The sequence below is a fragment of the Mesorhizobium sp. M4B.F.Ca.ET.017.02.2.1 genome, assembly GCF_003998955.1.
Taxonomy (GTDB): Bacteria; Pseudomonadota; Alphaproteobacteria; order Rhizobiales; family Rhizobiaceae; genus Mesorhizobium; species Mesorhizobium abyssinicae.
The window spans coordinates 1-10,639 of sequence record NZ_RZOF01000226.1; the positions used below are offsets into that span (position 1 = coordinate 1).

Consider the following 10,639-nt stretch of genomic DNA (forward strand, 5'->3'; position numbering starts at 1 on the left):
ATAAGAGGGAGCTGCCGACACGGCGCGGAGAAGCGCGGGCGTCGTGCGACCCAGTTGCTCCATGGCAACGGCGGCTCTCGCGTTGGGCCCTTCGAACAGCGAGGCCCGCTTCTGCGGAGCCGTGATTTCAATCAAGAAGCAACTCGATCGTCGACGCCCGCCCGATCAGCCGAAAAGGTCGCCGCACGCCAAACAAAACGGCGATCGGGAAGGTCGCGTCATCGGTTTTGCCCGCCCAGCGCCGCTGGAGCCTGTCGAGGAATTTCGCAAACTCAACGCCGCAGCCGAAGGCCTCAGCGCGTTGTGCCAAGTCGTCAAGGTTCGCTACCGTCTCAGGCAGCACCGCACTTGTGATGGCGCCCATTTGGCGGCCAGATCAGCACCGTCGCGGTGATGCCGCTGTAGCGTCCTTCGCTTTCGGCCTCAAAGGGGAAAGCAGACATGTTGCCGACGGCAGCGGCAAATTCATTGTGCGCCGAGAGGGTGTAGGACCTTTTGCCAGCGAGATCCTTGCCCTTCATGAATTTGGTAGCAAGCCATACCGAGCCGGACTTGTCGGTGATCTGGCTTCGGGCGAAGTCCGCATCGATAATAAGCCGGTCCGGCAGGCCTTGGCGCATGACGGGTTCCCAGTCATGATCCGGATCCATCAAGGTGCCAATTGCTGCGCGACCGAGCCAAACGCCCATCTGGTTGACGATGGCCCCGATGCCGAGTTCGATCAGGCCGTGCTGATTGAAATATTCGTCCTGGTTGCCATCCACAAGACAGGGGGTTGGACACACGTTTTCCGAGCCGGGCGTCAGATGGTGCAGGTTGCGCGGAAAGCCCTTGCGCAGGGTGAAGGTGGGGCACCGCCACGGGTAGTCAGCGCCAAGCAGGACCTCAACGCGTTCGACCGGCAGGACGCCGTTAGGGGCGGTGCCCTTGGCGTGCCAGTGCGTTGGCATCTCCACGGCCAGATCAAGGAACAGGGTCGCCACGTCGTCACCGACGGCGATCAGGCCACAGCGCTGGCATTGCGGAATCTCTGTTGCGACACGCAGAAAGTGTTCCGCGTGCCGCTTCATGTCTGCCGAGGCCATGGCTCAGCCGTGGGATCTGGGCGTCGTCGTCACTCCGGTCACGCCGGCGATCGAGGCGGCCTTTTTCGGGGTCAGCGCCAGCTGCTTGGATGTGCCGACGCCGGTGATGTTGAACTCGACCGGCCCGTCGTGCTCATCGGCATACTCGGTCGTGCAGATGAAGCGTTCGGCCGAGGTGATCGAGACATATTCCCGCTTGGCCCGCTCATGAGGCGGGTTGTCGTCGTCCTTTTTGATGGGCTTGCAGGAGGCGACGATGATGGCGCCGTCACGGGTCTGGGAGAGTGCGTTCCTGGCGTCCTCGGACACCTTGACCTTCTCGCCCATCTCGGACCAGCGGTCGTGGCTCAGGGTGCGCCAGGAGCAGTGGTGCGGCGTCTCCATGACATCGTAGCTGAGCCAGTCCTTGTTACTGTCCTTGTGGCGCTGCCACAGCCGGTCCCAGATGGAGACGTCCGCGTCGCCACCGGTCAGGAAGCGGCAGCGGTCGGCCACGCCGTCGCCGGCGATGGAGAACCGCACGATCGCCGAGGAGTTGTTCTTCTCGAGGACTTCGATCAGCTCCTTGTCGTCTTCGTCGACGTACATCGGCGCCAGCAGGCGGCCTTCGAACTGGCCCGTGTTCACGCGGTCAGCTGCGGTCAGCAGGCCGTCCTGCTTGACCGGGATGTCCGTGAGATCATCGGTCTTGCCGTCTTTATCCTCACCGAGGATCAGGATGCGGTCGCCTGAACCGGTGCCGGTCAGGCCCTTCTCTTTGAACAGCGCGACCCGGCGCCGCGCTTCGGTGGCCCACGCCTTGGCCTCGTCGCAGAGCTTGTGCTGCTTGCTGGCGCGCCGGAACACGATCGGCGACGACCACATTTCGCGGATCAGGATGAGGTTCTCGTCACCCTCCGGGAAATCCTCGGGCGGGCCGAGGTGGAAATGCGTCGTGAGCCCGGTCACGTGGTCGGAATCCGGGTGCGAGAGCAGGAAGGCGTCGACGTAGAGCCGGCCCTTGTCGTCGCGGGAGAGGCGCCTCTTGAGATCCTGGGCAACGTCGTAGGTGTCGTCCTCGGGATCGTCGGCGGCGGCGCGGATGTTGATGTCGACGAGGATCGTTTGCCGAGCTAACCCATGGAAAGCTTGCGGCCCTCGGCATCCTCGCCGCCGTGCATGCGGGCTACCTGATCTTCGGCGTCACCAAGCGAGCCACGCTTGACGCCTCGAAGGCATATGCCCGCCAACTCACCCTCAGCTGCGAGACGCTGATGGTGCAGATGAAATCGGCCTGAGCTGCAACGTTCCCTGTGGCGCGCACGAGTGTCGCCAAGCTGTACAGGTTCAGGTTTTTGAGCCAAGCTGGTGCGGAAATTGAAAGCCTGCCCGTGACCGACCGCGAAATCCACCTTTACCTCGATGACAGCGGCAGCCGTGAGCCAGACCGAGAGCCCAGAGAGAAGCGCCGGGACGAAATGGATTATTTCGCCCTCGGCGGCATCCTCATCAACGAGGAAGACGTCGATGAGCTCTATGCCCGCCACAAGGCCTTCTGCCAGAAGCACGGCATCACCTACCCGCTCCACTCCTGGGCGATCCGGGGCGGCCGTGGCGACTTCGGCTGGCTGAAGAAGCCGGAGTCCGCTTTTGAATTCCTGGGAGACTTGCAGGGGATGCTGCTTGGGCTGCCCGTGATCGGCATCGCCGCGGTCATCGACCGACCGGGCTATGTTGCCCGCTACCGCGACCGGTACCGGGACCAGCTCTGGTTCATGTGCAAGACCGCCTACTGCATCCTGATCGAGCGCGCCGCCAAATATGCCCGCAGCCAGGACCGCAAGCTGCGCGTGTTCTTCGAGCGCGCCGGCAAAGCCGAGGACCGCGACCTGGTGGCCTACACGCGGATCCTGAAGACGCAGGGGATGCCGTTCGACGGCGCCAACTCCGCCAGCTACGGGTCGTTAACTGCCGAGGAGTTCAGGGACATCGTGCGCGGGGAGCCCCGCGGCAGAACCAAAGCCACGCCGATGTTGCAGATCGCCGATCTCTACCTCTATCCGATGGCCAAGGGCGGCTATGACCCGTCCTACCGGCCCTACAGGGCCCTGATGGACCACAAGCGTCTCATCGACGCGCACCTGCAGCCCGAGGACCTGGCATCCTGCGGCATCAAATACAGCTGCTTTGAACGGATAAAAAACAAAGACCCGGACTAGCCGGGCCTTCGTTTTGAAAAGTTCGGCTGGCGCCTGGCGCCAACCCCGGAGCGATGCTCACGCCCAAAGTATGGGTATTGACGCTCTCTTTGTCAACACCCCGGGTGAACCTCTGGTCGGGGGGTCCCTATCTTATCACTTGCATATAGCACGGTTCGTCTGATCGGCACTTCATATTATCAAGTCCTCTTCTTTGGGTGCAGCGCGGTTCCCCGGCCCCTGAATCCAGGGACATAGGCCGGGCGAACCTTGAAACACCCTCCCCCTGAATGCAGAACCGTCCCCAATGCCCTTGCGTCATCACGGGAAACCACCATATCTAGGCGCAGTTCATCACAGGGAGCCTCAGATGGCCCAGCCAGAAACCGCCAAGGCAGACGTCGACAAGCTACGCACCAACGAGAAGAAGTGGACCAAGGCACTCATGGCCACGGGCTGGAGCGCTTTCCCCAACATCATCATCGAGAAGCAGCAGGCTCTCGGCCTCGATGCGCTCGACATGAACATCATCATCCACCTGGTCCAGTACTGGTGGCTGCCCGACAACCTTCCCCACCCCTCGGTCGAAACCATCGCCAAGGCGATCGGGGTGACGCCCCGCACCATTCAGAAACGCATTGCCGCCCTCGAGGCCCTTAAACTTCTTGGCCGGGAGGAACGGCGCAACACGCCCAATGGCAGCATGACGAACCGCTATCATTTCGATGGCCTGATCGAGGCCGCCAAGCCGTTTGCGCTGGAAAAGGCCGCCGAGATCAAGAAGGCGGCCGAGGAGAGATCGAACCGGTTGAAGCGTAAGAAGCCGCAGCTGGTCGTGGACAACGATGCATAGGCAGATCGTGGCGTAGCTCAGAGGATAGAGCGCCTCGCTTTCGACCTGGGTGGTGCGTGACACCGCTATCTAGGGGCGAGGAGGTCCCAGGTTCAAGTCCTGCCGTCACGTCCAAGGCCCACCGGGAGTCGTGCCATGCACGGAGAATCTCAATCGAACGGCGTCATATCGGTCGGGGGCACTTCGACTTGAGACTCCAGAACACCAAAATCAACTGGACTGCATGATCCCAGAATCGGAAGGCGCCACCCCGTTCGGTATTTTCCTGCTCGCCGACTCCTTTTTGCAGGCCGCGAAGGCCGTTGATGCCGGTCGCCGCGGTCTGACGTCGGGACCGACCAGGTTGCTTTGCTACCATGCGTGCGAACTCTTCCTGAAATGCTACCTCCGCAGCGCGGGCCGAGACATTGAGGCTTTGCGGGCCTTGGGGCACAATCTGCACGAGATGGCTGTGGCCGCTCAAGGTTCAGGCCTGGTCCTGCCTGCCAGAACTGTCAGCCAAGCCAAAACTCTGGCCGACAAGAACGATTATGTGCGTGTGCGCTATATGGTGGTTGAAAAGCCCGGAGACATCCGACCGGAAGTTCTGCTGGCGATGACTGAAAGCATCCGAGAGAGCGTCAGGCTGGCGCTCGGCATGGATCCGCTCGGCAACCCACACCCTTAAGCGCGCCGCCCCAGCGAACTATTCTTTTCGTCAGGCCCCGCTTTTTTCGGTGTCTCGCCCACGAAGACGCCCGGTCGGTCCATGCGAAGGAGTACGGCGCAAGGGAATACGCCGATTGGCGCCTCCGGACTGACGAATTCCAGGCCGACCTGCACCGCCGTGGCGTGCCGTCAGGCCGATCGCCTGGTAGCCCGGCGTTTGTCCGCTTCCGTAGGCAATCTCTGCTACAGTTCTCCCATGTCCCTGTTCTCCCATCTCGATCCGTATCTGCTCAACCCAGCCAACGATCCACTGGTGTTCGACGCCACGCTGGCAGGCCACGGGAGCTACACGACGGAACATTTCGTCTTGCGCCTCAGTCCCCGCGCCCATGAGCTTGTCGACGCGCTCACCCAGCGCGACACCGAGGGTCATGACGCAGCCGAACTGTACCAAGCCTACTCGACCTATCTGCACGAAACCGTGCATTGGTGGCAGCACATGGGGTCCACTGCGGGACTCATCCTCAGCCTGGCGTACCCGGCGCAAATCTATGGCAGCATGACGTCTCTTCAGACCTTTGCGCGGGGCGCCGGCGTCGCCAAACCTGTAAAGGCTTGGGCGCACAGGGCGATGCTCGACGGTCGGACGCACTCTGATCCGGTGCTCGCCGCCGCCAATATTGCCGTCAACAACGCGCTCGACATCAAGTTCTACAAGCAACTTGCCTGGTCGCCGAAGTCGATCCTCTCGCTGGAGCAAACGCCCTATTTTCAGAGCGTCGGGCACAGCTACCTCAAAACCTATGGTGAGATCGTCCACGCGATCAACGGGTCCTGTGACTTCGCGGAAGGGCAATTTCCCGACCCCGGTCGCTGGGATGCACAATTCCTCAAACTTCAACTCAGCCGGATTGAAGGCTTCCATCGCGGTGCGCGCCCACCTTACGCCGACATCGGCATCCAGCAGATATTCGAAGGCCAGGCCCGCTTTTGCCAAATTCAGTATTTGGCATCGTCAGGCGGTCCCGAGCTGCTTCAGACGTATCGCGAGCAAGGCTACTTTGCGCCCGTCTATGTCGACTCGTTTGAACTGTTCCTGGTGCTTACTGGGACAGAATGGCCCGAACGGTATGACAGCCCGATCGTCGGCCTGTTTCTGCTGATCTGCGATCTGGCAATCAACCCGACGAGGGGGTTTCCGCTCGACATCGAGTTCTTCGAGGACTTTATCCGCGACGTTGATCCTGGCGCGCGCTTCACAAGACTTTGCCTGGCCGCAGCCGAAACCCCCGAGCTCGCCCAGGCGGTGCAAAATTTCTCCGCTCAGGAGTATGAGCACGTCGCGGCGCGACTGAGCGAGCGATGCGGATACGATGATCCGCGGACGGGACTTGCTGCCGTGGTCGGGCTGCTCGGCGACAAGGGCCCTGTCGATGCCCTGATGGAGGAGCATCGTACGTTCAACTATGCCGGTGTGAACATGCCTGTCCGGGTCCTGGTCTCGCACTTCATCGCTTTTTGCCGAGACAAGCAGCGCAGTCCCGAATTTTTCTGTTGGCCGGGCATCTGGATGGCGGGAGACAACTTCAACCCTGAGGCCGGATCGCTGTTCGTCACCCATCTGTCCCTCTTCCAGGACAGAGGTGACACCGAGCAGATCTTTCCTCGCGCCGTGCGCGGCCGGAGCCCCGAAAACATCAAGAAACTGGTCAACACCTTCTTTGGCGGAATGCTCGTGTTCGATCTCGCCCTGCAATGGGTCCTCGAGCCGGGACCTTTCCGCTACGATTTCAAATGGCTTACCGGGAAATCCGAAAATGCTGCACTGATCGCCTTGGCGAGCGACAGTTCGCGCAGTACTACGGCCCGGATCCTGACACCTGCACTCTGATCGACTCGCCTGTTCCCTGAGGGTCCCGACGAGCGCCTAGCCACATGCCGGAGGTGCAGGCACCGGCCGGCATGCCAGCCGTGGGGGGTGTGACGCGCCCCCGTCCTGACCCAAGTAACGACATGCGAGATGGCGATGCTTGCCTTTCACCGTGTCTTACGTACAATGTCCGTACGATATGGATTCGGTACGGACTTGATTGGAGGTAGATATGGTGAAAACCGAGCGATTCGAGCTCAGGCTCGATGAAAGCACGATTGACCGGATCGATGCTTGGCGGGGAGAGCAGCGTGACCTCCCTTCGCGGGCAGAGGCCATCCGCACCTTGGTGTATACTGGGCTTGAGGCTGGTCGGCGCAAGGCCTTCCGGCCGACCAGCTCTGAAAAACTGATCATGTGGATGCTAGCCGAAGTCCTGCGCCAGCATAAAGGCTACGAGGACATGAAGTCAGTCGAGTTGATTCAGAGCGCCATCTACGGAGGCCATTTCTGGGGCCTGGAATGGGAAATGTCGGGCATCTTTCACGATGAGGTCGACGACCCCGAGGCGCTCGACTTCGTGGTCGACACGATGGCGATGTGGCGAGCCATTGAATGGGGATATGAGAAGCTCAGTCCCGAAGACAGGCAGCGCGTCGAGGACCAGGTGAAGTACTGGGGGAAAAACCCCAAGTTTGACGGCTTCGACGGGAACGAAGAGGGACGCTACATGTCGATGGCCAAATTCATGGTCGAAAAGCTCGGGCGCTTTGAGGAGTTCAGGGACAGATCCCTGAACGCTCACGCCAACACGGTGTCGACTTATCGCGAGATGCTGCAGAAATATGCCGAAATCGAGGCCCGCCGCGGTTCGCCGGCATACAGGCGTGCCGGCCAGTTGCTCAACGCCGACGAGCTCATCGAGCTCCTCAAGCTCCGGTAGCGAATGGTGCAGAGTCGCTGGCCACGATAAGCTCGGGTCGGCGTGGAATCGTCAGTTTGCGGACCGTTCCAAAACTGCCTTTAGATTATTCAAAATGGCGCGCCGCATCTCCTCGGCGCCCAGGCCCACAACGTCGCCAAGCATGCGAACGGCCTCGTCCACGCCGCCCGGCGTGACGGGGGAACCATCTACCTCCACGAAGGGACCATCCGTCTCCGTGAGCAGCCGGTCGAGCGGCAAGGTCCCGAGGAGAGCCACTGACCGCTCGGACCTGAACATGGCCTGGTTGACGGAAAAATAGCACCCGAGAGCCGCAGCCCGCCGCGCGTCTGCGACCGATCCGCTGAACCAGTGCAGCACCACCTTGCCACTGCCCTTGGGAAGCAGCTCCTCGATGTGGTCGAGAACCTTCGACGCCGTGCGGACGCTATGCACGGAGAGGATCTTGTCCCCCGCCCTCTGGCAGGAGGTTAGAATACGCCTGAAGACGTCGACTTGACGATCGATCGAGCGGTAGTGTGCGGGGCTCGCATCGAGACCGACTTCGCCGACATACCTCGTCTCGGGCAACAGCGCCTCGAACAGGGGCAGTTCGGTCCAGCGCTGCTCGGCAAGATGCGGGTGAATGCCGAGCCCAATGCGCACAAACTCGGCGCCCTTTGCAAGGTTCATGTTCTGCCTGAACGCCTTCGGCGTCGTCGTCACCGCGAGCGTCGCCACCTTAGCCTCTTCGCAGGCTCTTATAGCCGCGGCCGGATCTGGATACAGGTCCAGGTGACAGTGGAAATCGACGAGGCGTGGTGCAGACATGCTCAGCTAGGCTTCGCCCTGACGGGTTCGAGGAAATGGGCCACTTCCTGCATCCCTCGCACGAAGACGTCAACATAGTCGTCAATCTCGGACGGCTCGTCGGTCAGCGGACCGGGGATGCGCGCGAGGGCCTTTGCGGCCCGCGGATTCCGCCGTAACCGCTCCGCCATCAGCTGAAACGACCTCACATGTTCGCCCTCGGCCTCGAGCGTATCGAGACGACGCGCCGCCAAATCCTTCACCACATAGGGTGTCGTATCCGACTCGTTCGCGTCCAGGCCGGCTGCCAGGGATGCTCTGCGGATCAGACAGGGGACGCACGTTCCGCAGTGCTGCGGTGGCAGGCCTCTGTAGCGGGCTTTCGCCGGCGAGGAACACGACATCGACGAGGGAATGGCCCGTCGCAACAGCGCCGGATCCTCGCAATCCCTGACCATCTGACCCTTGGTCACGTGGCGATAGGGGTTTTCCAGACGCCGGGCGATGCCAAGCCCCCGCATCAACTCGTTGAAGCGCGCCATGTAGAATGGGTGAGTGGTGCGGGTGCTGAGCGAACCGAGGCGGAGCGGGTCGAGGGGTACGTTGAGGCCGATCAGGCCGTTCTCGGGCACGCGGACCGGGGCGTCAGACGTCAGCCCCGAAGCCGCCAAAATGGCCAACGCGAAAAACAGGAAGGATCTCCCCCTCTGGCTGTTTTCCACCTCGCCGGTGTCGACATGGTTGCGGTCGAAGCCGAGGCGCGCCCGCAGGGACAACGGCTCGTTTGTTTTGTAATTCTTGCGCAGCAAGTCCAGCAGCAACGTCTGCGCCTTGCTCGTCTCCGAATCCCAGTAATGGCTCACCAGAAGCGGCTTCCCGCCCCCGGCCAGGAAATCCAACGCCCCGACGAGACTGTCCAGACCGCCGGAGAACAGACACACTTCGTCCGGCTCGGCGAGGCCCAGCGACGGCCGCGCCGTTGCGATCGTCGCAAAGGGTGCGGGCCGTGCCCTGAACACGATACGCCAATGGTCGCCCGTCAAGAACCTGAGAGTGCGGGCGAGCAACGCTCCCTGCGCCGCCCACAAGTCAGGCTCACGCACCGGCACCACTAGGTCCAGCTCCCGGGTCCAGCCGTCCTGTGCATTCGCGGAGCGCGAGACGCGGGTGTCGGCCGCGTTGACCATGGCGGCGACGATGACGAGGTCGATCGCGGTTTCCGTCCGCCGGAGACCGAGGTCGGCCAACGTCTGCAGCGCGTTGCCGATGCCGTAATCGAGCCGCTTGTTCGCGGCCACGAACTGGACCGTCACCGGCGTCGCGTCCGGCTGGACGACCGGCACGGCCCCGTTATCCGCCGCACCCAGGCGGCCGACAAACACGAAACGTCTCATGCGCTATCCCCCAGGATGCGGATCAGTTCGAAGGACTGCTCGTAGATGGCCTGGACGAAGGCCTCGACGCCCGCGTAGGGAACTGACGCCAGCGTGCCGCCCGCAGCCGCGAAGCGATCGCGGACGGTGCCCTGGATGAAGTCGTGCAGCGTCCTCTGAATGATCTCGACCGCGGCAACGTCGGTCGGGAGCCGTATGGACCTGCCCCCGATCTCGTTGAACAGCTTGGTCTCGATCGAGCGTGCGAGCGCACCGGTGAACACGGCGTCCAGCACGTCGGGCGTGGCGCCATCGAAAGGCAGATCTCCCGCCGCGCCGAGCTCGCCCACGGTCTCGAGCATCGCGTTCCTCGCAATGGCCTCATCAATCGTCCCGCCGTCAGGGCACAGGAGGTCCGTGAGGGCGAGGAAGACGTCGGCTATCGGGGCGCCGACGAGGCTCTGCAGGTTGAAGAACCGCAGAGCCGCAGCCGGGCCGTTCTGCGCCACCTGACCCAACAGCTGTCCCAGGCCAGTCATCACCCTGCGGGACGGCGCCATGGCACGGGCAGCGTTGCGTGCACCGCCCATGGCTCTGACGTACTTGCCGGCGGCGCGCCTCAGGTCCCTGCCGCCACCCCCGCGCGAGCGGGCCGCACGGGAGAAATCCGAGCGAGCGGAGCCGAGTGGCTTGCCCGCCGCCGGTGACGCCAGCGGGGGCAGCGGCTGTGGCACGGGAACCGGGTTCGGCGGTGTGCCCGACGGGGCAGGAACCGGAGTTGCTCCGGGCTGCCCCGGCGGGGCGGGCACGGGAAGCGGTGTCGGAAGGGGCGGGGCCGACGGGGTCGACGCGGCGACGTCGTCCACCCAGGTTGGGAGCAGCGCCCGGGGGGAACTGGGCT

General features: G+C 62.7%; 13 protein-coding genes and 1 tRNA gene. 8 read left to right on the plus strand and 6 right to left on the minus strand.

Features of this window, described 5'->3' with window-relative positions:
- Positions 1 to 127: 127 nt before the first annotated feature.
- The 3 genes from EN738_RS23070 to EN738_RS23080 are packed head-to-tail and all read right to left on the minus strand — an operon-like array spanning position 128 to position 2,033.
- Positions 128 to 364, minus strand: a complete 237-nt coding sequence (locus tag EN738_RS23070; RefSeq protein ID WP_126037967.1) for a hypothetical protein — start codon at positions 362 to 364, stop codon at positions 128 to 130.
- On the minus strand, positions 333 to 1,085 hold the full coding sequence (locus EN738_RS23075; protein WP_127285735.1) for a hypothetical protein: 753 nt from the start codon (positions 1,083 to 1,085) through the stop codon (positions 333 to 335). The genes EN738_RS23070 and EN738_RS23075 overlap by 32 nt, the downstream gene beginning before the upstream one ends.
- Positions 1,086 to 1,088: 3 nt before the next feature.
- Positions 1,089 to 2,033, minus strand: coding sequence for a hypothetical protein (locus EN738_RS23080; RefSeq protein WP_189347894.1), 945 nt, complete (start codon positions 2,031 to 2,033; stop codon positions 1,089 to 1,091).
- On the opposite strand from EN738_RS23080, the gene EN738_RS35625 reads away from it, so the two are divergent.
- From EN738_RS35625 to EN738_RS23110, 8 genes are all read left to right on the plus strand, one after another.
- Positions 2,013 to 2,201 carry a hypothetical protein gene (locus EN738_RS35625; RefSeq protein WP_189521625.1) on the plus strand — a complete coding sequence of 63 codons (189 nt, stop codon included), beginning with the start codon at positions 2,013 to 2,015 and terminating at the stop codon, positions 2,199 to 2,201. The genes EN738_RS23080 and EN738_RS35625 overlap by 21 nt on opposite strands.
- A 38-nt stretch (positions 2,202 to 2,239) precedes the next feature.
- Complete coding sequence (locus tag EN738_RS36805) at positions 2,240 to 2,362, plus strand: hypothetical protein (RefSeq protein WP_268931439.1); 123 nt, start codon at positions 2,240 to 2,242, stop codon at positions 2,360 to 2,362.
- 57 nt (positions 2,363 to 2,419) lie between these two features.
- The gene (locus EN738_RS23085) at positions 2,420 to 3,283 is read left to right on the plus strand and encodes a DUF3800 domain-containing protein (RefSeq protein ID WP_236473432.1); all 864 of its coding nucleotides are present in this window, start codon (positions 2,420 to 2,422) and stop codon (positions 3,281 to 3,283) included.
- 349 nt (positions 3,284 to 3,632) lie between these two features.
- Positions 3,633 to 4,115 carry a helix-turn-helix domain-containing protein gene (locus EN738_RS23090; protein ID WP_126037961.1) on the plus strand — a complete coding sequence of 161 codons (483 nt, stop codon included), beginning with the start codon at positions 3,633 to 3,635 and terminating at the stop codon, positions 4,113 to 4,115.
- A gap of 6 nt (positions 4,116 to 4,121) precedes the next feature.
- Positions 4,122 to 4,229 (plus strand) — tRNA-OTHER (locus EN738_RS23095).
- A 109-nt stretch (positions 4,230 to 4,338) separates the two neighbouring features.
- Positions 4,339 to 4,782 carry a hypothetical protein gene (locus tag EN738_RS23100; RefSeq protein ID WP_091600259.1) on the plus strand — a complete coding sequence of 148 codons (444 nt, stop codon included), beginning with the start codon at positions 4,339 to 4,341 and terminating at the stop codon, positions 4,780 to 4,782.
- Between the two features lie 237 nt (positions 4,783 to 5,019).
- Complete coding sequence (locus EN738_RS23105) at positions 5,020 to 6,654, plus strand: hypothetical protein (protein ID WP_091600258.1); 1,635 nt, start codon at positions 5,020 to 5,022, stop codon at positions 6,652 to 6,654.
- Positions 6,655 to 6,865: 211 nt separating this feature from the next.
- Positions 6,866 to 7,576, plus strand: coding sequence for a YfbU family protein (locus EN738_RS23110; protein WP_091600257.1), 711 nt, complete (start codon positions 6,866 to 6,868; stop codon positions 7,574 to 7,576).
- A gap of 51 nt (positions 7,577 to 7,627) precedes the next feature.
- On the opposite strand, the gene qatD is transcribed toward EN738_RS23110, so the two are convergent.
- The 3 genes from qatD to qatB are packed head-to-tail and all read right to left on the minus strand — an operon-like array spanning position 7,628 to position 10,328.
- A complete protein-coding gene (qatD, locus tag EN738_RS23115; RefSeq protein ID WP_091600256.1) occupies positions 7,628 to 8,386 on the minus strand; it encodes a Qat anti-phage system TatD family nuclease QatD in 759 nt (252 codons plus the stop codon).
- Between the two features lie 2 nt (positions 8,387 to 8,388).
- On the minus strand, positions 8,389 to 9,759 hold the full coding sequence (gene qatC / locus EN738_RS23120) for a Qat anti-phage system QueC-like protein QatC (protein ID WP_091600255.1): 1,371 nt from the start codon (positions 9,757 to 9,759) through the stop codon (positions 8,389 to 8,391).
- Positions 9,756 to 10,328, minus strand: a complete 573-nt coding sequence (gene qatB / locus EN738_RS23125) for a Qat anti-phage system associated protein QatB (RefSeq protein ID WP_126089958.1) — start codon at positions 10,326 to 10,328, stop codon at positions 9,756 to 9,758. The genes qatC and qatB overlap by 4 nt, the downstream gene beginning before the upstream one ends.
- Positions 10,329 to 10,639: the final 311 nt, after the last annotated feature.